This window comes from Streptococcus sp. HMSC062H02 (assembly GCF_001813005.1).
Classification (GTDB): domain Bacteria; phylum Bacillota; class Bacilli; order Lactobacillales; family Streptococcaceae; genus Streptococcus; species Streptococcus oralis_S.
On sequence record NZ_KV811137.1, the window covers coordinates 1 to 26,391 of the forward strand.

27 protein-coding genes and 1 tRNA gene are annotated in these 26,391 nt (G+C 41.3%); 1 reads left to right on the forward strand and 27 read right to left on the reverse strand.

Going from position 1 to position 26,391, the window contains the following annotated elements; translation table 11 throughout:
- Positions 1–140: 140 nt before the first annotated feature.
- From HMPREF2885_RS09520 to pbp2a, 6 genes are all read right to left on the reverse strand, one after another.
- Positions 141–212, reverse strand: a tRNA-Glu gene (locus HMPREF2885_RS09520).
- A gap of 64 nt (positions 213–276) precedes the next feature.
- The gene (locus HMPREF2885_RS09525) at positions 277–750 is read right to left on the reverse strand and encodes a hypothetical protein (protein ID WP_001049306.1); all 474 of its coding nucleotides are present in this window, start codon (positions 748–750) and stop codon (positions 277–279) included.
- A gap of 120 nt (positions 751–870) precedes the next feature.
- Positions 871–1,407 carry a transcription termination/antitermination protein NusG gene (gene nusG, locus HMPREF2885_RS09530; RefSeq protein WP_000376728.1) on the reverse strand — a complete coding sequence of 179 codons (537 nt, stop codon included), beginning with the start codon at positions 1,405–1,407 and terminating at the stop codon, positions 871–873.
- A 57-nt stretch (positions 1,408–1,464) separates the two neighbouring features.
- Positions 1,465–1,641, reverse strand: a complete 177-nt coding sequence (secE, locus tag HMPREF2885_RS09535; RefSeq protein ID WP_000505776.1) for a preprotein translocase subunit SecE — start codon at positions 1,639–1,641, stop codon at positions 1,465–1,467.
- A gap of 9 nt (positions 1,642–1,650) precedes the next feature.
- Positions 1,651–1,803, reverse strand: coding sequence for a 50S ribosomal protein L33 (gene rpmG, locus HMPREF2885_RS09540; RefSeq protein ID WP_042899468.1), 153 nt, complete (start codon positions 1,801–1,803; stop codon positions 1,651–1,653).
- A gap of 52 nt (positions 1,804–1,855) precedes the next feature.
- Positions 1,856–4,051: a penicillin-binding protein PBP2A gene (gene pbp2a, locus HMPREF2885_RS09545; protein ID WP_049550036.1), complete on the reverse strand. Its 2,196-nt coding sequence runs from the start codon at positions 4,049–4,051 to the stop codon at positions 1,856–1,858.
- Between the two features lie 86 nt (positions 4,052–4,137).
- Between pbp2a and HMPREF2885_RS09550 the strand changes: the two genes are divergently transcribed.
- Positions 4,138–5,013, forward strand: coding sequence for an RluA family pseudouridine synthase (locus HMPREF2885_RS09550; RefSeq protein WP_083307442.1), 876 nt, complete (start codon positions 4,138–4,140; stop codon positions 5,011–5,013).
- Between the two features lie 66 nt (positions 5,014–5,079).
- Here HMPREF2885_RS09550 and gap read toward each other — a convergent pair whose 3' ends face one another.
- The 21 genes from gap to HMPREF2885_RS09655 all read right to left on the reverse strand — a co-directional run bounded on the left by gap (position 5,080) and on the right by HMPREF2885_RS09655 (position 26,389).
- A complete protein-coding gene (gene gap / locus HMPREF2885_RS09555; RefSeq protein ID WP_000260682.1) occupies positions 5,080–6,087 on the reverse strand; it encodes a type I glyceraldehyde-3-phosphate dehydrogenase in 1,008 nt (335 codons plus the stop codon).
- A gap of 318 nt (positions 6,088–6,405) precedes the next feature.
- Positions 6,406–9,057 carry a bifunctional acetaldehyde-CoA/alcohol dehydrogenase gene (gene adhE, locus HMPREF2885_RS09560; protein WP_070657902.1) on the reverse strand — a complete coding sequence of 884 codons (2,652 nt, stop codon included), beginning with the start codon at positions 9,055–9,057 and terminating at the stop codon, positions 6,406–6,408.
- Between the two features lie 295 nt (positions 9,058–9,352).
- Positions 9,353–9,766: an MORN repeat-containing protein gene (locus HMPREF2885_RS09565; protein ID WP_070657904.1), complete on the reverse strand. Its 414-nt coding sequence runs from the start codon at positions 9,764–9,766 to the stop codon at positions 9,353–9,355.
- Positions 9,753–10,196, reverse strand: coding sequence for a low molecular weight protein-tyrosine-phosphatase (locus HMPREF2885_RS09570; protein ID WP_070657905.1), 444 nt, complete (start codon positions 10,194–10,196; stop codon positions 9,753–9,755). Before HMPREF2885_RS09570 ends, HMPREF2885_RS09565 begins: the two co-directional genes overlap by 14 nt.
- 47 nt (positions 10,197–10,243) lie before the next feature.
- Positions 10,244–10,564 carry a preprotein translocase subunit YajC gene (gene yajC / locus HMPREF2885_RS09575; RefSeq protein WP_070657906.1) on the reverse strand — a complete coding sequence of 107 codons (321 nt, stop codon included), beginning with the start codon at positions 10,562–10,564 and terminating at the stop codon, positions 10,244–10,246.
- Positions 10,565–10,681: 117 nt separating this feature from the next.
- The gene (tkt, locus tag HMPREF2885_RS09580) at positions 10,682–12,658 is read right to left on the reverse strand and encodes a transketolase (protein WP_049478891.1); all 1,977 of its coding nucleotides are present in this window, start codon (positions 12,656–12,658) and stop codon (positions 10,682–10,684) included.
- A gap of 127 nt (positions 12,659–12,785) precedes the next feature.
- The gene (ulaG, locus tag HMPREF2885_RS09585; RefSeq protein ID WP_001134225.1) at positions 12,786–13,877 is read right to left on the reverse strand and encodes an L-ascorbate 6-phosphate lactonase; all 1,092 of its coding nucleotides are present in this window, start codon (positions 13,875–13,877) and stop codon (positions 12,786–12,788) included.
- Positions 13,878–13,993: 116 nt separating this feature from the next.
- Positions 13,994–15,667: a BglG family transcription antiterminator gene (locus tag HMPREF2885_RS09590; RefSeq protein WP_000242141.1), complete on the reverse strand. Its 1,674-nt coding sequence runs from the start codon at positions 15,665–15,667 to the stop codon at positions 13,994–13,996.
- 167 nt (positions 15,668–15,834) lie between these two features.
- Positions 15,835–16,539, reverse strand: a complete 705-nt coding sequence (locus tag HMPREF2885_RS09595) for an L-ribulose-5-phosphate 4-epimerase (RefSeq protein ID WP_001077565.1) — start codon at positions 16,537–16,539, stop codon at positions 15,835–15,837.
- Position 16,540: 1 nt separating this feature from the next.
- Entirely contained in the window at positions 16,541–17,404 is an 864-nt protein-coding gene (locus HMPREF2885_RS09600; protein WP_000113588.1) for an L-ribulose-5-phosphate 3-epimerase, read from the reverse strand.
- Between the two features lie 3 nt (positions 17,405–17,407).
- Positions 17,408–18,073: a 3-keto-L-gulonate-6-phosphate decarboxylase UlaD gene (locus HMPREF2885_RS09605; RefSeq protein ID WP_000166723.1), complete on the reverse strand. Its 666-nt coding sequence runs from the start codon at positions 18,071–18,073 to the stop codon at positions 17,408–17,410.
- A 14-nt stretch (positions 18,074–18,087) separates the two neighbouring features.
- Positions 18,088–18,573, reverse strand: a complete 486-nt coding sequence (locus tag HMPREF2885_RS09610) for a PTS sugar transporter subunit IIA (RefSeq protein ID WP_070657907.1) — start codon at positions 18,571–18,573, stop codon at positions 18,088–18,090.
- Between the two features lie 76 nt (positions 18,574–18,649).
- Positions 18,650–18,928, reverse strand: a complete 279-nt coding sequence (locus HMPREF2885_RS09615) for a PTS sugar transporter subunit IIB (protein WP_000241470.1) — start codon at positions 18,926–18,928, stop codon at positions 18,650–18,652.
- 22 nt (positions 18,929–18,950) lie between these two features.
- Positions 18,951–20,408 (reverse strand): PTS ascorbate transporter subunit IIC, encoded by a 1,458-nt coding sequence (locus tag HMPREF2885_RS09620; RefSeq protein ID WP_000452078.1) that lies wholly within the window; start codon positions 20,406–20,408, stop codon positions 18,951–18,953.
- Between the two features lie 132 nt (positions 20,409–20,540).
- Positions 20,541–21,164 (reverse strand): ribonuclease P, encoded by a 624-nt coding sequence (locus HMPREF2885_RS09625; RefSeq protein WP_070657908.1) that lies wholly within the window; start codon positions 21,162–21,164, stop codon positions 20,541–20,543.
- A gap of 55 nt (positions 21,165–21,219) precedes the next feature.
- The gene (gene jag / locus HMPREF2885_RS09630; RefSeq protein ID WP_070657909.1) at positions 21,220–22,206 is read right to left on the reverse strand and encodes an RNA-binding cell elongation regulator Jag/EloR; all 987 of its coding nucleotides are present in this window, start codon (positions 22,204–22,206) and stop codon (positions 21,220–21,222) included.
- Between the two features lie 14 nt (positions 22,207–22,220).
- Positions 22,221–23,048, reverse strand: coding sequence for a membrane protein insertase YidC (locus HMPREF2885_RS09635; protein WP_162837405.1), 828 nt, complete (start codon positions 23,046–23,048; stop codon positions 22,221–22,223).
- A complete protein-coding gene (gene rnpA, locus HMPREF2885_RS09640; RefSeq protein ID WP_000748120.1) occupies positions 23,023–23,394 on the reverse strand; it encodes a ribonuclease P protein component in 372 nt (123 codons plus the stop codon). The genes HMPREF2885_RS09635 and rnpA overlap by 26 nt, the downstream gene beginning before the upstream one ends.
- Before the next feature lie 150 nt (positions 23,395–23,544).
- Positions 23,545–24,735: an acetate kinase gene (locus tag HMPREF2885_RS09645; protein ID WP_049478134.1), complete on the reverse strand. Its 1,191-nt coding sequence runs from the start codon at positions 24,733–24,735 to the stop codon at positions 23,545–23,547.
- A gap of 51 nt (positions 24,736–24,786) precedes the next feature.
- Complete coding sequence (locus HMPREF2885_RS09650; RefSeq protein ID WP_070657911.1) at positions 24,787–25,740, reverse strand: class I SAM-dependent methyltransferase; 954 nt, start codon at positions 25,738–25,740, stop codon at positions 24,787–24,789.
- A gap of 58 nt (positions 25,741–25,798) precedes the next feature.
- Positions 25,799–26,389, reverse strand: a complete 591-nt coding sequence (locus tag HMPREF2885_RS09655) for a class I SAM-dependent methyltransferase (RefSeq protein WP_049478132.1) — start codon at positions 26,387–26,389, stop codon at positions 25,799–25,801.
- Positions 26,390–26,391: the final 2 nt, after the last annotated feature.

Sequence of the window (26,391 nt, forward strand, 5' to 3'; positions counted from 1 at the left end):
GGTTCGTCTTGTTCAGTTTTCAAAGGTCTTTGTCTCTCACTCCTCTCGTGAGCGACAACTATATTAGTATATCACAGCCATCTGCCTCTGTCAACAGATTTTTTAAACTTTTTTCAAGTTTTTTTAACCGCAATACACCATAGTCCGTACGGGATTCGAACCCGTGTTACCGCCGTGAAAAGGCGGTGTCTTAACCCCTTGACCAACGGACCTTGAGCTTTTCAACTCTTTCTATTATACCTACTTTTTTACCTTTGTCAAGGACTTTTTTCCTCTTTACCGAAATTCTGAAAAGATAAAGGAAAGTTCTCTCAGGAGAGCTTTACGTCCTCTAAAGACTTCCCCTCCCATGAGACGATCTATTAACTCTTGTTTTTCCATACTCTGCTTTGATTTATAATTCTTTAGAAGTTCGTGAAAGAGATAATAATCGTCCAGTCTGAGTCCTTTTTCTCCTAGACGATGGCTAATCTCACTCACCTCTTCATAGGGTTCTTTGTCAAAACGGCGCTTGTGGCTTTCCTGTTTACGGATGTAATCTAGGATGCGATTTCTAAACTTTGTTTTAAAGCAAACATATAGTTGATGGCGGTCGCCCTCTAGTAACTCTGGGTTGCGACTCACCAGCTCATACAGACATAACATGCCTTCCTGATCCCAGTCCTCTTTCTCCCACAGATGCAAATGATAATCTTTGCGACACTTATGGACGATTCCCTTACTTTCTTCATATAAATCTTTTAGATTCATAGACCTCTCCTTTCTGCATTTAGTTTAGCAAAATGCGCGAGCCACTGGGTCTACTTCCTCTATTCTATACTTCTTCCTCCCTCAACAGCACATAAAAAGAGAGGCAAAGCCTCTCTGGGGTTATAATTCTGCAATTTGGTTGAGATTCACTTCTGCAATCGTATCATTACCAAACATAGAGATAATCATCTTCACTTTGTTGTTATCAATTTCAGTAATTTTTCCTGTGTAGTCTGCAAAAGCGCCATCAATGATACGGACTGTCTGGCCAACTTCAACATCAATATCGAACTCTTGAACAGTTTGTCCCATTGAAACCAGAATATCACGGATTTCTTGCTCCAAAAGTGGAGTTGGTTTTGATCTGTTACCGTGTGAGCCAACGAATCCTGTTACGTTAGGTGTGTTTCGAACGACGAACCATGCTTCATCGGTCATGACCATTTCTACAAGGACATAACCTGGAAAGCGATTCTCTTCAATTTCCTTTTTCTTTCCATTTTTCTCAACTTGCACGGTTTGTGTTGGAATCTCAACACGTAGAATATTATCCAACATGTTATATGTTTGCGCACGTTGCAATAGATTTTCTTTTACCTTATTTTCATAGCCAGAATAAGTTTGTAGAACAAACCATCCCTTGTCAAAACTATCCATGATATTTCCTTTCATACATATATAGAAGAAAGTTAGCAGAACTTCTCCACTTTTCTTCTAAAAAATGTTAATAAATCGAATCAAACCTGATACAATCAACTGGTCAAAAATGTAAATGATGACCACAAAGAAGGCTGTGTATTCCATAATAGAGCGAAAATCTCTCCAGCTTTCTTTGCGAGTTGGCCAAGTTGTTTCTTTAAGAAGTTTAAAAATATCCTTAATAAAACCCATCGTTCTCTCCTATCTCGTTTCTCTATGTGTCGTATATTTTCCACAATGTTTACAAAATTTATTTACTTCTAGTCGTGTTGGCTTGGGGTTCCCACTAATTTTGATTGAGTAATTCCTTGAACCACAAACTGCACAAGCTAGGCTTGCATTTTTTAGTGCCATAACGCCTCCATCTTATCTATTATAACAAGAAACCGAGGCTTTGACAAGCCTCTTAACGAAATAGATTAAGGATTGAGTCCCATATTGTCTGGGCTTTTTCTTTTATCTTAGCTTCTGAAATCGCACGGCCTGCTTCATCTACAAGATTTTGTGCACGACTACGAATATCTCCTATCGGGTCCTCAGACTGGTTTGTCTCATCTTCAACAACTTGCTTTTTCGTATTTTCTGGTTCAATCCCATTTTGTTTATAAGCATTTTCAACTGTAAAAGTGCTACCTGGAGTGTAAGGTAAAATGGTATTAGCCATACTTCTAAAGACATGGGCTGCTCCATTGGAGGTCGAACCTGCTAGATAATGGTTCTCATCTGTTGTTGGGAAACCGAGCCAGTGGCTGATGACCACATCCGGAGTATAGCCGATCACCCACTGATCACTGGTATATTCTGGGTTGAAAACAGCTTCAGTCGTACCTGTTTTACCAGCCATAACGTAATCCGCTGGTGACGAACTAATTCCTGTACCATTGGTAAATGTTCCTAGCATCATGCTGGTCATTTTATCGGCTACCGACTTATCAATCACTCGTTTTTGGGAATTTTTATGACTCTTGATGACCTGACCGCTGGCATTTTCAATACGAGTGATGAAATGCGCTTCAGGCATCAGACCTCCATTAGCAAAGGCTGCATAGGCTTGCGCCATCTGGAGAGGATTCGTCTCCACACCTCCACCAAGAGCAACTCCAAGAACTCGGTCAACTTTTTCCATATTCAGACCAAATCTCTCCCCAGCGTCAAAAGCTTTGTCAATACCTAATTCATTTACAGTCGCAACAGCTGGCAGGTTGAGTGATTCCGCCAAGGCCTGATACATAGGTACTTCTGGAGATGTCTTAATACCCGCATAGTTGTCTACTTGATAACTGTTGTACTGCATCGTATGATTATCCAGTTGCTTGTTCAAGGCCCATCCTGCTTCTACTGCGGGTGTATAAACGACTAAAGGTTTAATGGTTGAGCCTGGGCTACGCTTAGACTGAGTGGCATAGTTAAAATTGCGGAAGCCTGGTTTGTCATCACCAGCTACACGACCAACAACTCCACGCACTCCACCAGTCTTGGGTTCCAGAGCGACACTACCTGATTCGGCATGCGTTCCGTCTTCTGCTGTTGGAAATAGCGAAGTGTTTTCGTAAATAACCTGCATGTTTGCTTGGTAGTTTTGGTCAAGCTCTGTGTAGATGCGATAGCCGTTGTTGACAATCTCTTCTTCTGTGAGATTGTACTTGGAAACCGCTTCGTTGACAACAGCATCAAAATAGGACGGGTAACGATAATCCGAAACTTTGCCTTCATATTTATCTTGCAGTTGAGAAGCCATATCTACTCCAGCCGCTTCGGTCTCTTGGTTTTTATCAATATAACCTGCTGCAACCATATTTTGCAAAACAGTATCCCTACGGTTGGTCGAAGTCTCAACAGAATTTAATGGATTATACAATTCTGGTCCCTTGAGCATCCCTGCTAGAGTCGCCGCCTGATCAAGCGTTAGTTGTGAAGCCGATACACCGAAATATTTCTTACTTGCATCTTCAACACCCCATACCCCATTTCCGAAGTAGGCGTTATTGAGGTACATAGTAAGGATTTGCTCCTTGCTGTATTTCTTTGTCAACTCTAAGGCAAGGAAAAACTCCTTGGCTTTCCGTTCAACGGTTTGGTCCTGAGACAGATAAGCATTTTTCGCCAACTGTTGAGTGATGGTGGACCCCCCTCCAGAACGACCCGCTGTAAGGATGGCTAGAAAGAAACGACCGTAGTTAATCCCATCATTTTTATAAAAAGAACGGTCCTCTGTCGCGACAACAGCATCTTGCAAGTCTTTGCTGATATCTGCCAGCTCAACATAGGTTCCCTTTTGACCTGATAGAGCCCCTGCCTCTTTTTCTTCGCGGTCAAAAATCAGAGTTCGCGTTTTCAAGGCATTTTGCAAATCATTAACATTGGTAGACTTGGCTATCGCAAATAGGTAGGTTCCTACTAGCAAACCAGAACTTAACCCTAAAATGATGACAATCTTGGTCAGATGATAACGACGCCAAAATTTCCGTATCGAACCTACATGGCCTAGTTTTTTTCTATCGCTCCGTGAACGACGCATGCTAGTCGAATCAGACTCCGCGGATTCATTCGTTTCTTTTTTAAAGAGAGAAAGAAACTTCTCAAATAATTTATCTAATTTCATGCGTTTATTTTATCATCTTCACCATAGGAACTCAAGAATTTAGCTGTTCCCTATCCAAACAGGGCTTTTTTTGTTACAATATCTGTATGCAATTCACATTTACATTACCATCATCCCTGCCTCAAATGACGGTCAAGGAACTCCTAGAGGAACAACTCCTCATTCCTAGAAAGATTCGCCATTTTCTAAGAACCAAGAAGAATATCTTAATCAATCAAAAACAAGTTCACTGGAACGAGATAGTCAAACCAGGTGACATTTGTCAGTTGACTTTTGACGAGGAAGATTATCCCCCAAAAGAAATCCTTTGGGGCAATCTAGACCTCGTTCAAGAGATTTACCAAGACCAACATCTCATTATCGTCAACAAGCCAGAGGGAATGAAAACTCACGGAAATCAACCTGGTGAAATCGCCCTTCTCAATCACGTCTCTGCCTACGTTGGCCAAAACTGCTATGTCGTTCATCGCCTGGATATGGAAACAAGCGGTTTAGTGCTTTTTGCTAAAAATCCTTTTATCTTACCCATCCTCAATCGTTTGTTGGAGAAAAAGGACATTGCTCGTGAGTACTGGGCACTCGTAGAGGGGCAAGTAGGGAGTAAAGAACTTGTCTTTCGAGATAAAATTGGTCGTGATCGACACGATCGTAGAAAAAGAATAGTTGATGAAAAAAATGGACAATATGCTGAAACACATATCAGTCGATTAAAACAATTCCCAAACAAGACTACCCTTGTCCGTTGCAAACTAAAGACCGGTCGAACGCATCAAATCCGTGTTCACCTCTCTCACCATAAGCACCCTATCCTGGGCGATCCTCTCTATAACTCTAGATCAAAAGTAAGCAGGCTGATGCTTCATGCCTTTCGACTTTCCTTTACTCATCCACTCACCTTAGAACAATTGAGTTTTACTGCCCTCTCGGATACTTTTGAAACAGAATTAAAACAAAATGGATGACACTATCATCCATTTTTCTATACAAAAAAGCAAGACCAGAAGGCCTTGCTTTTATCGACTCAAGAATTATTTAGCGATTTTTGCAAAGTATTCAAGAGTACGTACAAGTTGTGCAGTGTATGACATTTCGTTGTCGTACCATGATACAACTTTAACCAATTGTTTACCATCAACGTCAAGAACTTTAGTTTGAGTTGCGTCAAACAATGAACCGTAAGACATACCTACGATATCTGAAGATACGATTGGATCTTCTGTGTAACCGTATGATTCGTTTGAAGCTGCTTTCATAGCTGCGTTTACTTCATCGACAGTAACGTTCTTTTCAAGAACTGCTACCAATTCAGTAACTGATCCAGTTGGAGTTGGAACACGTTGTGCAGATCCGTCAAGTTTACCATTCAATTCTGGGATTACAAGACCGATAGCTTTAGCAGCACCAGTTGAGTTAGGAACGATGTTTGCAGCACCAGCGCGAGCACGGCGAAGGTCACCACCACGGTGTGGTCCGTCAAGGATCATTTGGTCACCAGTGTAAGCGTGGATAGTAGTCATCAATCCTTCTACAACACCGAAGTTATCTTGAAGAGCTTTAGCCATTGGAGCCAAGCAGTTTGTAGTACATGAAGCACCTGAGATAACTGTTTCAGTACCATCAAGAACGTCGTGGTTAGTGTTAAATACAACTGTTTTAACATCGTTTCCACCAGGAGCAGTGATAACAACTTTCTTAGCTCCACCTTTAAGGTGTTTTTCAGCTGCATCTTTCTTAGCAAAGAAACCAGTTGCTTCAAGAACGATTTCTACACCGTCAGTAGCCCAGTCGATTTGTTCTGGATCACGTTCAGCAGAAACTTTAACGAATTTACCGTTAACTTCGAAACCACCTTCTTTAACTTCTACAGTACCGTCGAAACGACCTTGAGTTGTGTCGTATTTCAACAAGTGTGCAAGCATAACTGGATCTGTAAGGTCGTTGATGCGAGTAACTTCAACACCTTCTACGTTTTGGATACGGCGGAAAGCAAGACGACCGATACGTCCGAAACCGTTAATACCAACTTTAACTACCATTAGTGATTTCCTCCTTATGAAAATCATGAAATTTTTATTGTGAAAAGAGTAACTTGAATCACTACAAATCACCTTTCAACAAACCTATTATATAACTATTTGAGTTTAATTGCAAGTACGGGCGTTGATTTTCTCTCCCGCTTTTCTACTTTTTCTCCCCCTTTTTATTCATCCATTCTTTTATTTTCAAAGCATATCTCTAGAATCTTTTATAATATCTGCATATCCTCTTCATTTCAAGGTGAAACTCCAATTTCAACGCTTTCAGAGTTTACAAAAAAGAGACAGGATTTCTCCTGTCTCTAGGCTGATAAACAATTATTTGCGACGTCCTGGTCGTTCTGCATAACCATAGTAAGCATCTGCCATGATTTCTTCCATGTCAGCTACCATTGGCAAGCGAGGGTTAGCAGGTGAACATTGGTCTTCATAAGCAAGCAAGGCAATTTCATGCAAGCTGTCTTTCCAAGCTTTTTCATCGATTCCTTGATCCTTGAAGTTCATCTTTATACCTACTGCAACACCAAGTTCGTAAACAGCTTTAGCGTATGCTTCAACTGCTTCTTCTGGAGTTGAGTGAGGCAATCCAAGCATTCTAGCAATATCTTGGAATTTTTCGTCAGCTTTCCAGTAGTTATACTTAGGCCATGTAGTCGTCTTAGATGGGCGAGTACCATTGTAACGGATAACGTATGGAAGCAAGATTGCGTTTGTACGTCCGTGAACAGTATGGTGAACCGCACCGATCTTGTGGGCCATTGAGTGGCTCATACCAAGGAAGGCATTGGCAAAGGCCATACCAGCCATTGTAGATGCATTGTGCATTTTTTCGCGAGCTTCTGGATCAGCTGTCTTAACAGATTTTTCCAACCATTCAAAGACAAGTTTGATTGTTTGAAGGGCGATACCGTCTGTATAGTCGTTAGCGAAGTTTGAAGTGTAAGCTTCAGTCGCGTGAGTCAAGACGTCCATACCTGTATCCGCAGCGATGAAGTCTGGAACTGACTCAACCAAAGCAGGGTCAACAATCGCAATAGTTGGTGTCAATGAGTAGTCAGCCAATGGGTATTTACGATTGTTTTTCTTATCAGAGATAACGGCAAATGGTGTTACTTCTGAACCTGTACCTGAAGTTGTTGGAATACCTATGTATTTCGCTTTTTTACCAAGTGATGGGAAGCGGAAGGCACGTTTACGGATGTCCATGAATTTTTGAACCAAGTCACGGAAGTCGATTTGTGGTTGTTCGTAGAAGAGCCACATTACTTTCGCTGCATCCATTGGAGAACCACCACCAAGAGCGATGATTGTGTCTGGTTCAAATGCTCTCATTACTTCAGTACCACGTTCTACAGTTGTGATATCTGGGTCTGGTTCAACGTCTGAGAAGACTTGGACAGTTACACGGTTGCTGCGTTTGTTCAATTGGTCAATAATGCGTTGAACAAAACCAAGTTTTTCGATCGATTTGTCTGTAACAATCATAACGCGTTCAATATCTTCACATGTTTGAAGGTATTGGATAGAATTGCGTTCGAAGTAAATTTTTGAAGGAACTTTAAACCACTGCATATTATTTCTACGTTTCCCTACTTTCTTGATGTTTAGAAGGTTGATCGCACTCACGTTATCACCGACTGAGTTGTGTCCATATGAACCACATCCAAGTGTCAATGATGGAATGAAGGCATTGTATACGTCACCGATACCACCGAAAGTAGATGGAGAGTTCCAGATAATACGCATAGCTTTGATTTCTGTACCAAAGCGTTTAGCAAGCTCTTCGTCTTTTGTATGGATAGCTGCTGAGTGACCAAGTCCGTTAAACTCAACCATTTGACGAGCTTTTGTAAGACCATCTTCTGTGTCTTCAGCTTTTAGGACAGCAATAACTGGTGACAATTTCTCACGAGTCAATGGTTCTTTCGGTCCTACTTCTGCACATTCTGCAGCCAAGATGTTTGTTCCTTCTGGAACGCTAAATCCTGCTTGTTCAGCAATCCATGCTGCTGGTTTACCAACGATGTTTGCATTTAGTTTAGCACCTGCACAGTTTTTGCTATTAGCTTTTACACCGAAACAGAATTCTTCAAGAAGGGCTTTTTCTTTTTTGTTTACAAAGTAAGTGTGATATGATTTGAATTCTTCTACAAATTCGTCATATACTTCTTTATCAATGATAACGGCTTGTTCTGATGCACAGACCATCCCATTATCAAATGACTTAGACATAACAATATCATGAGCAGCTTGACGAAGGTCAGCAGATTTTTCTACATAGGCAGGAACGTTTCCGGCACCTACCCCAAGAGCTGGTTTTCCACATGAGTATGCAGCTTTAACCATGGCATTCCCACCAGTTGCAAGGATAGTTGCAACACCTTCGTGGTTCATAAGCGCTCCAGTTGCTTCCATAGATGGTTCTGTAATCCATTGAACACAGTTTTCAGGTGCTCCAGCCGCAATAGCTGCATCACGAACGATTTGTGCTGCGTGAGCTGATGATTCTTGAGCAGATGGGTGGAAGGCAAAAACGATTGGGTTACGTGTTTTCAAAGCAATCAAGGATTTGAAAATCGCTGTTGAAGTTGGGTTTGTTGTCGGAGTGACACCACAGATTACACCGACAGGCTCCGCAATCTTTGTCAAACCTGTAATTGGATCATCTTCGATAACTCCAACTGTTTTAACTCCACGCATATTGTTCACTACGTGCTCACAGGCAAATAGATTCTTTGTTGCCTTGTCTTCAAATACTCCACGACCAGTTTCTTCAACTGCATGTTGTGCAAGGATACCGTGCGCGTCAAGTGCTGCAACCGAAGCTTTTGCCACGATGTAGTCAACTTGCTCTTGGTTCAACTTGCGCATTTCATCAAGCGCAACCAAGGCTTTTTTCACGAGACCATCGACATGCTTTTCAGCAGCAAGTTGTTTTTCCTCTGGTGTTACTGTTTTTTTATCAGCCATATTATCCTCCATAGCCTTTAAGGATGTTATCCTTTGTTAATTTTTTCACAAGTTTATTATAACTCTTTTTTTATGCTTTGTAAACAGTTTCATAAGTATTTCACAAAGAATTTTTCTGAGATTGTGATTTTTTTCTCAATATAGCTATGCAATAGAGTTTTGGCCGGATGATTGTGAAATTATGGAGAAATTTTTTTTATTTCACAAAGCTTTTCTAGTTGATAGTTAGTTATCAAATCCAAACAAAGAAAGCGCTTTCTTGCTGGTTTTAAAAAATAGTCTCCTAACTTGGAGACTACTGTTTTTGCTGAAAAACGCCTTGTTTAAAGGTCCCTTCATAAACAACTTCTTGCTCTGTCGTCAACTTCCCTTGACCTTCAGCCTGGCCATTTACAAAATCACCTTCGTATTTCCAGCCAGCTTTTGATTGGAAAGTCCCTTTTCCATTAAAGGCTCCATTATTGAAATCACCTGTATATTGGTCTCCATTTTCAAAGGTCAAGGTTCCTTGACCATTCATTTTCCCTCGTACCAAGGTGCCATCATAAACAAGAGCTCCACCATCAAGTGTCAGGACACCCTTTTTAGGCGTATTTAGCAGAAATACCGAAAGAGCACAGAGTACTATTACAACTACTGCAATGAGCTCTAACCTAGGACGAGTTAGGTAAACTCTATACTTCTCATAAAATTGTTTAAGCTTTTCCATTGTCACTCTCATTTTCTAATCGATCTAGCCAGCTTTGACATCCACTTGTGATACGAGCATAGGTTTCCTCAAAATCTCCTGTATACCAAGGATCTGGGACACTTTCAGATGCAAAAGAGTAGATCTTGTACTGTAGTTCCTGAGGGCACATTTTACGCAGATCTGAAACGTTTGAAGCATCCATACCGATAATGTAATCAAACGATTCAAAGTCTTCCCTGCCAATCTGAAGCGATGTTTTGTCTTTATCATACGGGATCTGATATTGCTGGAAAATCCCTTGCGTTCCCTTATGAATCGGATTGCCATGTTCCCATGATGACGTTGCCCGGCTTTCGACGTGGTAATCGCTCGTCATGGATTTCATCACAAACTCTGCCATGGGGCTACGACAGATATTTCCTAAGCAAACAAATACTATTTTTTTCATCCCTTTTCCTCTCATCTCATAGAAAAACGGGAGTGACAGATCCCGTTTTATTCTTCGATTGCTCCGCTTTCGTCAACAACTGTTCCTTCTGGTGTCACAGCCTCTTTGAGTGGCAAAACGGTCTTGATAGCAGCCAATTCAAAAGTCAAATAAACGCCATCTACATCCAGTACGATTGTACCTTTCTCAGTATCTACTTCATCCACTGTTCCGTAAAGTCCACCAATTGTAATGACTTCATAGCCTTTTTGAAGCTTGTTCAAGCTTTCCATACGCTTTTGTGCTTGTTTCTTTTGAGAACGTTGCATAAAGAACATCAAGGCAAACATACCTACAAGCATGATTAAGAAAGTAATATTTGGATTCATTGTTTTCTCCTTTGTGTTTTACATAGGACTACTATATCAAATTTCAGCTACTTTTACAAGATTGTGCCTTGTTTTTATGGTTATAAAAAATCAGAGTTTTCACTCTGATTTTTGTGATTATTTCAAGTTTTGAACGACTTTGACTAGATTTTCAACTGTAAATCCGTACTCTGCCAATACTTTTGGTGCTGGGGCAGATGCTCCAAAGGTATCAATACCGAGAACGGCACCATCAAGACCAACATACTTGTACCAGTTTTGAGTTGCACCCATTTCGACTGCAACACGACGGCGAACTGCATTTGGAAGGATTTCTTCCTTGTAAGCTGCATCTTGTGCGTCAAAGACATCTGTTGATGGCATGCTGACTACACGGACTTTTACACCTTGACTAGCCAATTCTTTGGCAGCTGCGACCGCCAAATTCACCTCTGAACCTGTTGCAATCAAAATCGTATCAAAGTCTGCTGCATTTTCATAGACGACATAGGCACCTTTAGCAACTTTGTCAAAGTCTGTTCCCTCTTCGACAGTCAAATTTTGACGTGTCAAGACAAGGGCAGTTGGTGTTTTTTCGCTTGTCACGGCAAGGTACCAAGCCGCTTGAGTTTCACGCGCATCTGCTGGGCGGAAAACATTCAGATTTGGCATAGCACGGAGACCTGCTAAGTGTTCAACTGGTTCGTGAGTTGGACCATCTTCACCAACTGCGATTGAATCGTGGGTAAAGACATAAGTCACAGGAAGTCCTTGCAAGGCTGACAAGCGGACTGCTGCTTTCACATAGTCAGAGAAGACGAAGAAGGTTCCACCATAAACACGAAGTCCACCATGAAGGGCCATACCGTTCAAGATCGTTCCCATAGCAAATTCACGAACACCAAACTGAATGTTGCGGTTCAAGCGATTAGCGTCGTCTTGAAGTCCGTCCGTTTTGATATAAGTCATGTTTGAGTGAGCAAGGTCAGCTGATCCACCTAGGAAAGTTGGCAGCTTGGCAGCGACAACGTTCAAAGCATCTTGACTTGAATTACGAGTGGCTTGAGAAAATCCATTTTCTAAGGCTGGGAAGTCTGCTGGAGTCACCTCAACTGGGTCACGTCCGTCGATGATGGCTTCTACTTCTGCAGCCAGTTCTGGATGAGCCTCTTTATAGTCAGCAACTAATTTAGTCCAAACTTGATAAGCTGATTCACCACGGTCTGCAACATTTTCCTTGAAATCAGCATAAACTTGCTCTGGAATTTCAAATGGTTCATAATCCCAGCCGAGCGCTTGGCGAGTTGCTGCAGTTTCATCTGCTCCAAGAGGAGCACCGTGTACGGCATTAGTTCCTTGTTTGTTTGGAGAGCCATATCCAATAACAGTCTTCACTTCAATCAAAGATGGCTTGCCTGAAGCTTTAGCTGTTTCGATAGCAGCATGGATAGCTTCCAAGTCTGTTCCATCTTCAACTAAGGCAGTGTGCCAACCGTAGGCATTGTAACGATCACGAACACTCTCAGTGAAAGAATCCTTTGTCTCACCATCCAAGTTGATGTCATTTGAATCATAAAGAACCACCAACTTGTCAAGTTTTTGCAAGCCTGCGTATGAAGCCGCCTCACTTGAGACACCTTCCATCAAATCTCCGTCTCCACAGATCACATAAGTATAGTGGTCAAAGATATTGAAACCTTCGCGGTTATATTTGGCTGCTAAGAAACGTTCTGCTTGGGCAAAACCAGTGGCAGTTGAAATCCCTTGTCCTAGAGGTCCAGTAGTAGCGTCAACCCCTGCTGTATGACCAAATTCTGGGTGACCTGGTGTTTTGGAACCCCATTGGCGGAAGTTCTTGACTTCATCCATGCTAACATCTTCAAAACCAGAGAGGTGAAGAAGGGCATAAAGAAGCATTGAGCCGTGTCCTGCTGAAAGAATAAAGCGATCGCGGTTGATCCAGTTTGGTTGAGCTGGATTGATACGAAGTTGCTTTGTAAAGAGGCTATAGGCCATAGGAGCAGCCCCCATAACCACCCCTGGGTGACCTGAGTTTGCTTTGTTGATGGCGTCAATACCTAGAAAACGAATTGCATTAACAGATAGATTTGACATAGAATTTCCTTTCTCTTTGAGGTGATTAATAAATCACACATCCTATTTTACTATTATATGAAAATTATCCGTATAGTGCAACATACGGATAACCTCCAGATAATAATTTACATCATTTGAACAGTTTTTATAGCAAAGCTTTGAATTGGATATTCGAATCTTGCTCGAAGCAATCATCAAATCCACGTGGGTGATGGTATTCTACTAGGTGCTGATCTTGAGGATAAGTGTACTTACCTCCTACTTCCCAGATAAATGGATGGAAGTTGTACTGCAAACGGTCTTTTCTCATCTTCCATAGTTCTAAAATTTCATTGGTTGAAGCCATAAAGTTTGACCAGATGTCATAGTGAACTGGGATAATGACTTTAGCACGCAGATTTTCTGCCATACGAAGAAGATCAATTGAAGTCATCTTGTCTTGGATACCAACTGGGTTTTCACCATAGTTGTTCAAAGCAACATCAATCTTAAAGTCTTTTCCGTGTTTCGCAAAGTAGTTTGAGAAGTGAGAGTCTGCACCGTGATAAATAGTACCACCTGGTGTTTCAAAAATATAGTTAACAGCTTTTTGAGCCATCTCTTCATCAGTAACAGTCAAACCTGCCAATTCTCCACCTGTTTCATCAGCACCGTTGACTGGCAAAGTTACCAAGCAAGTACGGTCAAAAGATTCCACAGCATGAATCTTCATGTCTTTGAGTTCAATGGTGTCACCTGGTTTAACTACAATAATGCGTTCTTTTGGCACTCCCCAGCCTTCCCAGATAAGTCCGCAATGGTAAGGTCCGATGAATTTAACATGTTCCAATTTTGGATTATTCAAAATAGCTGCGGCTGTATAAGGATCAATATGATCGCTATGGAAGTGGGAAACCAAGTAGTAGTCTAACTCATTGATTGCAAATGGGTCAATGACCATCGGTTGAACACGCAAGTTTGGTTGCAATTTACGTACACCTGCCATGTTAGCCATTTGGTGCCCACGGACCATATCTTTAACTTTTTTAGTAGATTTTCCGCGATTTGACCAAAGGTCCATCACAACGTTAGCACCACCAGGTGTCTTAATCCAAGTTCCACAGTTGCCTAGCCACCACATAGCAAAATTGCCTTCAGGAACGACTTCTTCTTCAATTTCTTCGTTGAGCCATGTTCCCCATTCTGGGAAAGTCGCTAGAATCCATGATTCTCTTGTAATTTCTTTTACGTTTGGCATTATGACATCCTCCATTTTTTGTTCAAGTTTTCATTTCATACTTAGTATAACACCCGCCCGAAAATTAAAAAAGACCAAGAAAAACACAGGTTTGTGTTCATCATTGGACTGTCATGTTATAACTCTTCAAAAAAGGACTGGATAAGTAATTCTTGATTTATCAGACTTTGAATCTCCTGCTGCAGTTTCGTTGCGGCACGCTTATCCGGTATATAAGTTGAAATAATGGTTGATAAATTTTCGCTGAAACTTCTGCCGTCTTTTCGAAAAACCTTGTTTTTCAGATAATCAACTATACGCAAGATATCCTCTGCCTCCAAGATAGGATTGACCTTTAAGACAGGGAAGCGACTCTCTAGTTCATCATTTGTTGTAATCACCAAATCCACCAAGGCAATATCCTCAACACTTTTAAACTGTTCTGTTGTGAAAACTGCCCCGATTTGTTCGTTGGGAAGATAGAAACGACATTGTTTGAGCAACAGTTTAGAAACCCCTACTCCTTCGTCACAAACCAGATAAATTTTTTTGGTGGCATTCTGCGAGGATGGAGTGTATTTCAAAAATCCACCAACGTGAATCGTCAGATAAGCAATCTCATCGTCCGTCAAGCGTACAAGCCAGGCTTCCTCCAAAATCTCGGCACATTTTTTGGTGATGATAAAGAGCTCGCTGTACTTGGAACGGATTTGCTTAGTAAGAGGATTTTTAGAAAAGATGCCATAGGTCTTTCTAAACAACAAAGCCTTACAGTGAATCAGCAGGTTACGTAACAAGTCTTCCTTGTTTTCGATTTCCATCTTGGTTTGTGATTCAAAATGCCAAATAAATTCCTCTAAAGTGACTTTCAGCTGGTGAAAGTCTTCGCTTTCCGCATGGACGTCTCTATCCTTTCTATAGGATAAAAGGAGAATGGCCAACAGAGAAATTTCGAGTTCCGATAAAGAAATTTCAAATGTCTCAAAAAGGCGCTCACTCAGCCTTTCAGATACTCTGTACTCTATTCTCTTACGAATCAAGGAAAAATCTTGATCAATATCCTGATGCTTTTCTTGATGACGCGTGATATTATCACAACTTAAAAGCAGATAAGGAAGCACTCGCAACATAAAGGTCACTTCATGATGATTTATTTTTTTCCCTAAATCCTGTTCAACCAGAGGGACTTGCTCCTTGAGAAATTGATGCATTTGTCTAGACAAAAGCAACTCTCCTTGGAATCTATCCTTTATCTTATCTTCAAGAATGGTAACAAAAGCTCCATTTCCTTCCATAAAGATATGGTATAAGAGCGATTGAAGATGCTGAATTTTATTTAAGGGGTGGGCGCTAAGATAATAACCTTGTGATTTACTTACTTGCAGGGTTACCTGATACTGTTCTAGGCTTAACTGGTAACGGATGGTATTGAGATCATTCAAAACGGTGTTCCGCGAAACTTCTGTTAATTCCATCAGTTTTTCGACAGTGATGCGTTCTTTGGAAATTCCAATCCAAAATAACATCATCTGCATGCGTTCTTCCCCGCTCATCACATAATCGTAGGAGTCAACTTCGGATAAAAGTTGCTGACAAGCAAGTCTCTGCTCCTCCGTTAAGTAGATACCAATACGAGGAAGGCTAACAAGGTGGTGTTCAGGATTGCCCAATGCATCATTAATTTTATCAACGTGATAATAGACCTTTCTCCTTGATTGACCCAAATCTTTGGAAATGGTCATAATCGTTTTGGGAGATTCTTGATCCAGGAGGTACATCAATAGCTCACAACTCGTTTTATCTAATACCATCTTATCCTCCTATTATTCGGGACCAATCAATCAAACAGTCTCCCTATCATAGCACTTTAATAAAAATATTTCAATGATAATATTTATCATTGGGCTCGTTTGCTTTTCAGGTTTATTGCAAAAGCGAGGCCTAGATACCTCCAAGCCTCTTTTCAATTGCCCGTTTTTTATTTTTGACCATAGTAGGCATTTGGTCCATGCTTTCTTTGGTAATGTTTTTCCAATATGTGCTGTGGTGCAGGTTCAACTCTTGGATTGATTTGCTCTGTGAAACGGTTCATCTTGGAAACTTCTTCGAGAACCACTGAATGGTAAACTGCATTTTCAGGGTTCTTGCCCCATGTGAATGGACCGTGGTTGCGAACGACAATCCCTGGTACTTCAACCGGATTGAGACCGCGACGTTCAAATTCTTCCAGAATGACCAAACCTGTATCCTTTTCATACGCTACTTCAACTTCATCCTGAGTCAAGCTACGAGCACAAGGAATTGGTCCATAAAAATAGTCGGCATGTGTGGTCCCATAAAATGGAATATCACGTCCCGCCTGTGCCCAACCCACTGCTTCTGTCGAGTGAGTATGAACCACACTACCAATGGTAGGCCAAGCTTTATATAATTCCACGTGAGTTGGTAGGTCGGAAGATGGTCTCAAATCACCTTCAAGTACCTTCCCATCCAAATCTGTCACCACCATGTTTTCAGGAGTCAATTTATCATAATCTACTCCCGATGGCTTGATAACAATCACGCCTAGCTCACGATTCACTTCTGAGACATTGCCCCATGTGAATTTAACCAAGCCGTGTTTAGGAAGAGATTGATTAGCTTCGCAGACACGCTTTCTCATATCATTGATTACTTGATTCATCTTACATCAAACCCGCTTTCTTTATTAATGGGTAGAGGAAATCTTGTGCTTCTTTGATAGCCACTTTGGTTTCTTCTACTGTTTCACAGTTTTCAGACCACATCTCGATTAGGAAAGGACCATTATAGTTGGTCTTTTTCAAAATATCAAAAGCTGCTTCCCAGTTGACGCAGCCAGTTCCAAAAGGAACATCTCGGAATTGTCCTTTTGAAGTTTCGGTCACGGGATAGGTATCCTTGAGGTGGAGGGCTGCAAGGGCATGGTGCCCGATATAAAATTCACTGTAAACGTCATTATGCCAAGCTGAGACATTACCAATATCTGGATAAACAAAAAGATAAGGTGAATCAATCTCTTTTTCAACAGCCAAGTACTTTTCAATGCTATTAATAAAAGGATCATCCATAATTTCAATAGCTAAGATGACCTGAGCTTCCTCCGCCCAGACACAAGCTTGTCTGAGGTTTTTGATGAAACGTTCACGTGTTTGAGGGGACTTTTCCTCATAATAAACGTCATAACCAGCTAACTGAATCGTACGAACTCCCAAATCCTGAGCTAGTTCGATACATTTTTTCATCAGTTCCAGCGATTTTTCTTCTAGAACTGGATCGTTTGAACCCATTGGATAGCGACGATGACCTGAAAAACAGATGGACGGAATTCGGATTCCTGTTTCATAGATGGCTTTCACGATTTCCAATCGTTCTTCCTTGCTCCAATCAAGACGAGCCAAACGTTCATCACGCTCGTCAATCGACATTTCAACAAAGTCGAAGCTCAATTCTTTTGCAAAATTCAAGCGTTCCAACCAAGTAAAATGCTTGGGTGTAGCTTTTTCATAGATTCCAATTGGACGTGCCATAGATTACCCCCAAATTCGTTTGATTTCGTCCTTAAAGGCACGTGCTGCGCCTGCTGGATCTGCTGCCTCGGTAATTCCGCGACCTGCGATAAAGGTAAAGACATCCACTCCTTCAAAGAGTTTGAGTGTGTCCACATCCAGTCCTCCCGTAACAGACACACGGAAGCCCATATCAATCAATTTTTTGACCTTGTTTAGATCTTTTTCGCCCCAAGTTTCCCCAGCAAGCAGGGCATCACGAGATTGGTGATAGATTGCTTGGGAAATTCCCGCATCAAGCCAGAGTTGAGCCTGTTCAAAAGTCCAGTCTCCATAAAGTTCGATTTGGATTTCACCTCTATCTCCACGTTCAGCTGTGATGGCTTTAAGAGCAGCTTCCATAGTCGGAATGGTTGCACAGCAGATACAAGTCATCCAGTCCGCTCCACGTACAGCATTATTCTTGGCAACCGTTCCACCAGCATCCGCACACTTGGTGTCTGCAACGATGATCTTATCTGGGAAAAGGCTACGCAAGACTTCTACTAATTCGCTCCCTACTTGAAGTAGGCAAACAGTACCAGCTTCGATGATATCCACTTCATGACCAACAGCTACAGCAGCCTTAATGGCGCCTTGCAAATCTGAATGGTCTAGTGCAACTTGTAAATTTGGTATTCTTTTTGTCATCTTCCTACTCCTTTTTAGCTTTCCAAGTCCAAGCCTTCGAGGTATTGACTATTTTTTGATTCTTCAATCATATCCAAAACTTCTTCTTTGCTCTGGCATCCTTGTAAGCGGGCAATGGAATCTTCCAACTCAAACAAGGCAATAATTTGTGGAATCGCTACACTTGTATGAATCTTTGAGCTTGTCGCAGCCAAAGCTAGTAAGACGGATACTTCTTTTCCATCTGAAAAAACAACTGATTTTTGCAAGGTAATCAGTGAAAAAGCATCCCGCTGAACACCTGCCTCTGGCCTAGCATGGGGCATAGCCATCCCTGGCATTAAAATATAGTAGGGACCATATTCTTCTGTTGACTCAATAATCGCATCATAGTACTCTGGTAAAATTGCGCCACTTTCAATCAAGGGTTCCACCGCTAACTTAACTGCTTCTTTCCAATCAGCCGCCTCAAGTCCCAATCGAATTGAATTATTTTCAATCAAAGCCTGTTTTAAATTCATAGTTGCCTCCTTTATGTAAAGAGGGACTAGGACAGAACCCAGTCTTCACAGTTTCTGTCCAGCCCCCTCCAACCTTCTATAGTGCCTGACTGAGTTTTTCAGTGATTTCTTTATCATCCATCAAGTTGTCAAGCCCAATTAACTTCCCATTTGTTCTCCCTTCCAATTCTTGGATCAGGTGAAGAGAGGCGATAACGATATCATAGCCAGCTGCCAAACTTTTAGCTTCGCCGACACTGCATGAGTTTACTGTAAAGTCTGTTTGGTTTAGCTTGCGGAGCGCATTTTCCACCTTCATCTTGATAACCATTGATGAACCCATACCATTTCCACATGCTGCTAATACTTTAACCATTTTATTTCTCCTTTTCTAAATTCTAAGCTTCTTCTTGTACTTCGCCGTTATAGTATTTTTCTTTATCTTTAGCTTTGGCAAATTGAATTTGAGGAATGACAAGCAAGAAGAGGCAAACAAGCACATAACCAATAATACCAAGGTATTTGAAGATGTAGCCAAATCCAAGCCATGGGAATTCAAAGTCGATATTTCCATGGTAACCACCATAAGCCGCCAAGTCGAGAAGGGCTACGCAAAGAGCACCAAGGGCAACTTGAAGTACACCTGAGATAAAGGACAAGATAACTGCCGCTTTCCAACCACCACGTTTATCAGCGTAAACGGCGATAGCTGCATTATCAAAGAATACCGGTACAAATCCTGTGATGATAAGGATAGGATTTTTGAAGACGATGAGTAGAACGATTGTAATCAATTGACCAATCAAACCAAAGGCAAAACCTGACAAAACAGCGTTTGGAGAGCCAAATCCATAAGAAGCTGCAACGTCCACCGCTGGGAATGAACCTGGCAAAAGCTTACTTGAGATACCTTGGAAGGCATTTGTCAACTCAGATACGAACATGCGGACACCTTGCATCAAGATAAACAAGTAAACTGAGAAGGTGAAGGCTGTTTGGATAATATACATGAAGAAGTCTTGCTTAGCAGGATTGAACAAGGTTCCTGAAGTGATTACTTCTTTATTTGACATGATTTCTGGTCCCAAGATCAAGAGAATAGCACCAAAGAAGACCAGCATCAAGGTCGCAGAGGCAACTACTGTATCATGAAAGATAGAGAGGAATTTAGGCAATTTAATATTGTCTAGACTTTCTTCCTTCTTACCAAAACGTCCTGCGATTTTATCTACAAACCAAATAGCAAATTGTTGTTGGTGACCAATCGCAAAGCCACCCCCACCAGTCAAACGTTGAGTTGCTTCAACAGTCATGTTTGAGCTAATTGCCCAGTAAAGTCCACAGATAATTCCGATAGCCGCTGTACCGTAAGCATTGCGCAATTGTGGAACCAAGAAGAGAACCATAAGAGAAACAGTTGCTGCTTGTTGCACCATGATATGCCCTGTGATAAAGAGAGTTCTCACTTTGGTGAGTTTACGGAAAGCCACTAGCAGAATATTGACCCCGAAACCGATCAAAAGGGCTGTTGTTGCAGTTCCGACAAAATCAGGAAACTCAGCTGCAATTTTGTTATTTGCGGCTGCTAGTCCAAAGTAAGGGTCGATAACTGCCGCACCAATTTGAAATTTAAAGTTGAGCGCTGCCAAGATCGGACGGAAAGTGGTAACCAAGCCTCCCGCACCAACGTTCAGCAACATATAACCAACTGTCGCTTTTACAAATCCTGAAAAGACTTCATGAGCTGGCTTTTTCAAAAGCGCATACCCAATTAGTACCAAGAGACCCACGAAAAATGCGGGATTCTGCAAAATATTGCTAGAAAACCAATTTAGAACACTTGAAATGACTTCCATAACTGTTCTCCTTTATTTGAATTGTTTTTGTAACTTTATTATATATTTTGAAAACACAAACAAAAAGACCAAGAATTACACAGCGGACTGTTCACTCTTGGACTGAACGATTTATGATATTTTTGAGAAATTTTACTTCCTCGTCACCTCATAGTAAGGAAGTAGGCGAGTATAAGTTTCTTCTAATTTTTCTAAAATCTCTGCTAATGTTTGATTTTCAATAAAAGAAACATCCGACTTTACCAAAACTTTACGGATTTCCTGATTGCGTACCTTCTCGCGTAAAGTGCGACGGTTCTCCTCAGTAGCCTCCACCTTATGACTTTCCCCATTTGAGTAGACTAGATAATAAATTCCTTCTACCACTGGAAGTTCTAAAACCTTGGCTTGCTTGTCTAAAGTCTGTTCATCTTTCTTGCGCTCAATGAAGCTGACTTCTAAGGAAATCCCAAAATCTGAGGGTTTCCCATACAAACGCAGCGCCAACATGGGTTCTGTTACCTGCCCCTCTCTCTGTAGATAGGCCCAGAAATGCGACCGCAAGCGTTGCGCTTGGTTCATCCACTGGCTAGTCTGTTGGAGTTGCCATTCTGGATGACTTGCTTGAAAGGTTTTGGCCAATTCTGTGAAAGACTTCCGTGCCTCTTGACCTTTTTGCCGCAAATTCAACATCTTTTCTCTTTCATCGCCAGCTTTATCAGGATTACGGTACTGGACACCTGCAAATGATAGGTATTCTCTAACTGCTTTCAGCATATCTGAATCTTTCCTTTCCTAGCAAAAAATCAGGACAAACCTGATTTTGCTTTGCTTATTCTGCATCTACGACAACATAGCGATTTGGCTCATCGCCTTCAGAGTAACTCGTCACGCCATCCATGCGTGAAATAATGCGATGGATAATCTTGCGTTCGCTATTTGACATTGGATCAGTTTGTTGGCTACGTCCTTCTTCTAAAACGCGAGTCGCCAATTTTTGAGCGTAGGTTTGCAAGACTTCTGCACGGTGTTCAACGTAATCATTGACATTGATCGTGATATAGAAGGTTCTCGAATAGCGATTGTAAAGGTAATTTTGCGCTAACAGCTGAAGAGCTTTCAAGACTTTCCCGTGGTAGCCGATAATACGGCCTGGTTCATTAGTGTCAATTTGAAGATTGATGGTGCGGCGATTGTAGTCGCTTGAAATCGTCCCTTCAACATCCATATCATCTACAATGGTTTGAACGTAGCTAGCTACTTCTGTTGCCACTTGTTCGATGTCATAACTTGGTTCTACTTTCAAGCCTAAATCTTCCAAAGACTGGCTTGTTGTTTCCTGCGTTTCAGTTTCTTTTTCTGGAGCAGATTCCACTTCCTCGGTAGTATTCTCTGGTTCCAATTCATTTAAAATTGAAATATGGCCTGTTTCTTCCAAAATCGTGCTGGCATGTTTTTCATTTTTCAAGATTTCAGCCTTGACCTCTTCAGAGACACCTTGACCTTCTTCTTCAATCTTCTTAATCGCTTCAACTACATGCCCCAAATCAACAGTTGCTTCACTTACTGTTTTCACGGGTTCATTTTTTTCATTAACTTCTTTTGGAACCCCTTTAATGGCCTGCTGGTTGGCTTTGATCACTGTCGTTTCACTAATGGCTTCGATATCAACTTGAGCTGGCTTCTTACCAAACAAGCCTAAGAATCCTTTTTTCTCTTTCGAAACGACCTTGATGTGGGCCTTCATTCTTGGAATGTCTAATTCTTTCAATCCTTTTTGGATTGCTTCTTCAACCGTTGAACCTGTAAATAATACCATTACCAGATTCCTCCTTATTTTTTCTTTTTCTGTGCTTTTTTCAAAGCTCTTCTCTTCTTGCCTTCTAAATCTTTTTCTGCTTGCGCCACTGCTTCTCTTTCAGCAATAATCTTGAAAGGATTGTTCAGGAAATAGGTTTGCAAAACTTGGTAAGCATTGGATACAGCCCAGTACAAGGCTACACCACTTGGGGCGGAAATGGCAAAAACAAAGATCAATACAGGCATACCATACATCATCCCTGTCGTAGCTCCACTTTTTTCGGACAAAGCTTTATTCGATAACCAGCTACTCAAGAAGGTAAAGACTGCCGCCAAAATCGGAAGGACAAAACTTGTATCTACTCCTCCCAAATTAATCCATAAAAAGTGACCTGTTTTCAAAAAGTCAACTCGACTCAAGGCTTGAAAGAGCGCCAAGAGAACCGGCATTTGTATTAAAATTGGCCAGAGAGAGGATGAATGCTTGATTCCTAACTCTTTATAAACCTTACGCATCTCCTGGTCTAGCTTGGTTCTACTTTCCATATCACGACCCGGATATTGCTCTCGCAAAGCCTTGATGCGTGGTTGAGCCTCTTGCATTTTTCTAGAGGCAACCATCTGTGTCTGAAAGACCGGCAATAAAATCGTCCGAATCAAGATTGTGAAGAGGATAATCCCCACTCCGATACTAATGTCAAAGGACAAAAAGCGGATAATTTCAGCAAAAAAATAAACGAATTTGCTCCAAAAGTCTGTCGAATCTGCTGTTATATCGCTAGCTGTACCATTTGTTGCACAGGCTGTCATGATAACCAAGGACAAGCCCAACAAACTAGTCAACTGTAGTTTCTTTTTCACTCCCATTTCCTTCCTGGTAAATCTTTGATAACTTTAATACGTGGAGTAGGTTTTTCTCCATCTCTGCATATTCCAAGGTTTCCACCCCTTTTCGGGCAATCACGACAAAATCAACATGCTCTACTAAACTCCCTTTTACACTTTGTAGAATGTGCCGGATTCGTCTTTTAATTTGATTTCTGGTAACTGCATTCCCCAGCTTTTTGCTGACGGACAGTCCTACTCGAAAATGGTTTTGCTGGTTTTCCAATTGGTAGACAACAAATTTTCGATTGGCAAAACTTGTTCCGTCCTTGAAAATCGCCTTAAAATCTTTCTCTCTTTTTACACGAAAGCTTTTCTTCAAAACTCAACTCCATCTATTAAATTACTACTATTATACCATATTTTTTGAAAAAGCCAATAACAGCAAGGTTTTAGACATTTTCTACATAAAAAAAAGCTGGAAAATCTCTTTCCCAACTTCTTTTTACAATCAAATTTTACGTGTATTTACTTATTTTTTCAAGCGCTCAACATCGCGTGCAATCACCAATTCTTCATCTGTTGGAATAACCAAGACACGGATTTTCGCTGCGTCAGTTGAGATGTCTCCCGTTACGCCAAAGACGTTCTTTTCTGGATCCACATCACAACCAAACCAAGAGATACCTGAAATGACATCCTCACGAACCAAAGCTGCATTTTCACCGATCCCTGCTGTGAAGATAATCGCATCTGCTCCATTTAGGACTGCAAGGTATTGACCGATATGTTTTTGAATACGATCGACATACATTTCATAAGCCAAAGTCGCATCATGGTCTCCTGCTTCCATGGCAGCAATCACATCACGCATATCGCTTGACTGACCAGAAACTCCCATGAGCCCTGATTCACGATTGAGAACGCGACTAATATCTTCAGGGGTATTGAAATCCTCTGTATATTGCATGAGATAAGGGATGATAGCAGGATCAATATCTCCTGTACGAGTTCCCATCATCACACCGCCGAGTGGTGTGAATCCCATAGAAGTATCCACAGACTTCCCACCCTTAACAGCTGTGATAGAAGCCCCGTTACCAATATGGCAGGTAATCAATTTCAAATCTTCTAGAGGACGGCCCAAAAGTTTCGCTGCTTCTCCTGCGACAAACTGGTGACTTGTCCCGTGGGCTCCGTATTTACGAACCTTGTTCTCAGTGTAATACTTAGTTGGTAGAGGATAGCGGTAAGCCTTCTCTGGCATGCTTGTGTGGAATGAGGTATCAAATACGACAACACTGGTAATATCTGGAAGCAATTCCTTAAATGCGCGAATTCCAGCTGCGTTAGCTGGATTGTGAAGAGGAGCTAAAAGTCCCAACTCTTCGACTTTCTCTAAAACATCGCCCTCAACGACCGTTGATTCCTTGAAGTATTCACCACCAGCTACAACGCGGTGCCCAACACCTGTAATCTCATCATAAGATTTGATGATATCGAAACGAATCAAATCATCCAATAAAATTTTAACGGCTTGTGTGTGATCTTCAATATCAAGAATTTGTTTTTCAGAACGGTCGTCAAATTTTACAGTTGAGATCGAATCCTTCAAGCCAATACGTTCAATCAAGCCTTTCGCCAATACTGTTTCTTCTGGCATTTGATAAAGTTGCCATTTCAAGCTTGAGCTTCCTGCATTGATTGCAATTGTTTTTGTCATAAGATGATACCTCTTTTTTAAGCGTTTTCATCTATTATAACAAAATCTCTTTTATATTTCAGTACCTTTGCTCCAATTTTGAAAATTTTCTTTAAAGGTCAACAATACTGACGGATCTTGCAAGCTAGTAAGAGGGTAAACAAAGGGTTCTATTTCCTTGTCTCTTTTCTTCTGTAAGACAAAAATACTTTTAGCTTGGCTTGCAGTTGAGAAAATATCCTCTGGCAGAGCGATGATAGCAGCCAGACTCACTTCGTCTTTGAGCCACCCTTTTAATAAGTCACTTTGAGGACTGGTCAATAAATCACTCGGAGCTAGAAAAATAGCATAGCCATCTGAATTAAGGTACTTGAGCCCTTGCTCCATCAGCAAATGGTGGGCATAGGTATGTTCTTGACTAGAAGCCACTTGATAGCGCGAAGCGATAGCATCGTCTGGGTAATAGCCAACAGGCAAGTCGCTGATGACCACGTCGCTTTCTTTAAGCATTTGCGGACGAACGGCGTCTCCTTGGACAAAACCAGCTTGCAAGCCAATCACATCTGCCATACTGGCTGCCAAATCAATCAGCAAGTCATCCACTTCGATTCCCAAGTAATCTACTTTTTTAGCAAGAGAAGTCAAGAAAGTAGCCCCCAAAATCCCCATACCAGAGCCTATTTCGAGGATGCTAATTTCCTCTTGTTCAAACAACTCTTCCACAATGAGTACCAAGAGAAGGGCAATAGCATCTGGTGTAAACTGGTGATTGGCCTGTAAAGGCTCCGTTTGTCCTGCCTTCATCAAGAGAAACTGATAGGTCTTGAGCCATTCTTCTTTGCGAAGCGCTAAACGCTTAAGGGCTTGATTGTTCTCCTTGACCTGCTCTAGTTCGGTCTCGCCATCTAGGTAGATACTATTTTGCTCTACCAAGGCGTCATAAAAGTTGGTCGCCAAATCACTTTGGATGACTTGGACATTCTCTAGTAAATACGTATAAGCTTGTTCAATTTTTTCAAAATCCATATTACTATCTTATCAAATTTCCCTCCTTTTTTCCATCTGAAGAGAAAAAATCACTGCTTTAGTCAGCGAGTGATTTTTGGGCTACTGTTAAAAAGAGTTCTGCGTAATTTCCGAGGAAAAGATCTTCTGCACTATAGAGGATCTGACTGCCAATGCTTGAAAAACCATTCTGAGCGAGCTTGGTTTCCAGTTCAGCTAAATCAAAACCATGATGGTTAGGCTCTATCTTAGTAAAATCAGCAATGAAGACCTGTCCATTCTCCCTAAGGTGATGGTGAAACATGGCAAGAGTCGCATCTATATCTGGCATATGATGAAGAACCCGACTGACAACAATCAGGTCAAATTGCTGCTCCAAGGGATTTACTAGTAAATCCTGCTCCAAAAACTGGATATTCTTGATTTCTTGCTGATCTGCTTTCAAACGAGCTTGCTCCAGCATTCTCTCAGAGATGTCTACAAGAGTGACAGACTTAGCCTGCTGAGCCAGGGGCAAAGCTAATAGACCCGTCCCACCACCAAAGTCCAGTATTTCTTTGTCTGATAAAAGAGCAATCTGTTTCTCGACTGCTTGACAAACCAAATTTGCAAGGAAGATATTTTTAGGGGAATCAAAGGTTTCTGCTTTGTGGTTAAAATCGTGTTTCATGT

Excerpts from the sequence above, each read along its gene's own strand:
- HMPREF2885_RS09600 (WP_000113588.1), bottom strand. The coding sequence starts at position 17,404 with ATGGCACGTCCAATTGGAATCTATGAAAAAGCTACACCCAAGCATTTT.
- HMPREF2885_RS09625 (WP_070657908.1), bottom strand. The coding sequence starts at position 21,164 with ATGCTGAAAGCAGTTAGAGAATACCTATCATTTGCAGGTGTCCAGTAC.
- HMPREF2885_RS09605 (WP_000166723.1), bottom strand. The coding sequence starts at position 18,073 with ATGACAAAAAGAATACCAAATTTACAAGTTGCACTAGACCATTCAGAT.
- HMPREF2885_RS09645 (WP_049478134.1), bottom strand. The coding sequence starts at position 24,735 with ATGACAAAAACAATTGCAATCAATGCAGGAAGCTCAAGCTTGAAATGG.
- nusG (WP_000376728.1), bottom strand. The coding sequence starts at position 1,407 with ATGGATAGTTTTGACAAGGGATGGTTTGTTCTACAAACTTATTCTGGC.
- HMPREF2885_RS09620 (WP_000452078.1), bottom strand. The coding sequence starts at position 20,408 with ATGGAAGTCATTTCAAGTGTTCTAAATTGGTTTTCTAGCAATATTTTG.
- HMPREF2885_RS09595 (WP_001077565.1), bottom strand. The coding sequence starts at position 16,539 with ATGAATCAAGTAATCAATGATATGAGAAAGCGTGTCTGCGAAGCTAAT.
- adhE (WP_070657902.1), bottom strand. The coding sequence starts at position 9,057 with ATGGCTGATAAAAAAACAGTAACACCAGAGGAAAAACAACTTGCTGCT.
- HMPREF2885_RS09650 (WP_070657911.1), bottom strand. The coding sequence starts at position 25,740 with ATGGATTTTGAAAAAATTGAACAAGCTTATACGTATTTACTAGAGAAT.
- HMPREF2885_RS09565 (WP_070657904.1), bottom strand. The coding sequence starts at position 9,766 with ATGGAAAAGCTTAAACAATTTTATGAGAAGTATAGAGTTTACCTAACT.
- jag (WP_070657909.1), bottom strand. The coding sequence starts at position 22,206 with ATGGTATTATTTACAGGTTCAACGGTTGAAGAAGCAATCCAAAAAGGA.
- pbp2a (WP_049550036.1), bottom strand. The coding sequence starts at position 4,051 with ATGAAATTAGATAAATTATTTGAGAAGTTTCTTTCTCTCTTTAAAAAA.
- ulaG (WP_001134225.1), bottom strand. The coding sequence starts at position 13,877 with ATGCCAAACGTAAAAGAAATTACAAGAGAATCATGGATTCTAGCGACT.
- rpmG (WP_042899468.1), bottom strand. The coding sequence starts at position 1,803 with ATGGCACTAAAAAATGCAAGCCTAGCTTGTGCAGTTTGTGGTTCAAGG.
- gap (WP_000260682.1), bottom strand. The coding sequence starts at position 6,087 with ATGGTAGTTAAAGTTGGTATTAACGGTTTCGGACGTATCGGTCGTCTT.
- HMPREF2885_RS09550 (WP_083307442.1), top strand. The coding sequence starts at position 4,138 with ATGCAATTCACATTTACATTACCATCATCCCTGCCTCAAATGACGGTC.
- yajC (WP_070657906.1), bottom strand. The coding sequence starts at position 10,564 with ATGAATCCAAATATTACTTTCTTAATCATGCTTGTAGGTATGTTTGCC.
- HMPREF2885_RS09525 (WP_001049306.1), bottom strand. The coding sequence starts at position 750 with ATGAATCTAAAAGATTTATATGAAGAAAGTAAGGGAATCGTCCATAAG.
- tkt (WP_049478891.1), bottom strand. The coding sequence starts at position 12,658 with ATGTCAAATCTATCTGTTAATGCAATTCGTTTTCTAGGTATTGACGCC.
- HMPREF2885_RS09590 (WP_000242141.1), bottom strand. The coding sequence starts at position 15,667 with ATGGTATTAGATAAAACGAGTTGTGAGCTATTGATGTACCTCCTGGAT.
- HMPREF2885_RS09610 (WP_070657907.1), bottom strand. The coding sequence starts at position 18,573 with ATGAATTTAAAACAGGCTTTGATTGAAAATAATTCAATTCGATTGGGA.
- secE (WP_000505776.1), bottom strand. The coding sequence starts at position 1,641 with ATGGGTTTTATTAAGGATATTTTTAAACTTCTTAAAGAAACAACTTGG.
- HMPREF2885_RS09615 (WP_000241470.1), bottom strand. The coding sequence starts at position 18,928 with ATGGTTAAAGTATTAGCAGCATGTGGAAATGGTATGGGTTCATCAATG.
- HMPREF2885_RS09570 (WP_070657905.1), bottom strand. The coding sequence starts at position 10,196 with ATGAAAAAAATAGTATTTGTTTGCTTAGGAAATATCTGTCGTAGCCCC.
- HMPREF2885_RS09655 (WP_049478132.1), bottom strand. The coding sequence starts at position 26,389 with ATGAAACACGATTTTAACCACAAAGCAGAAACCTTTGATTCCCCTAAA.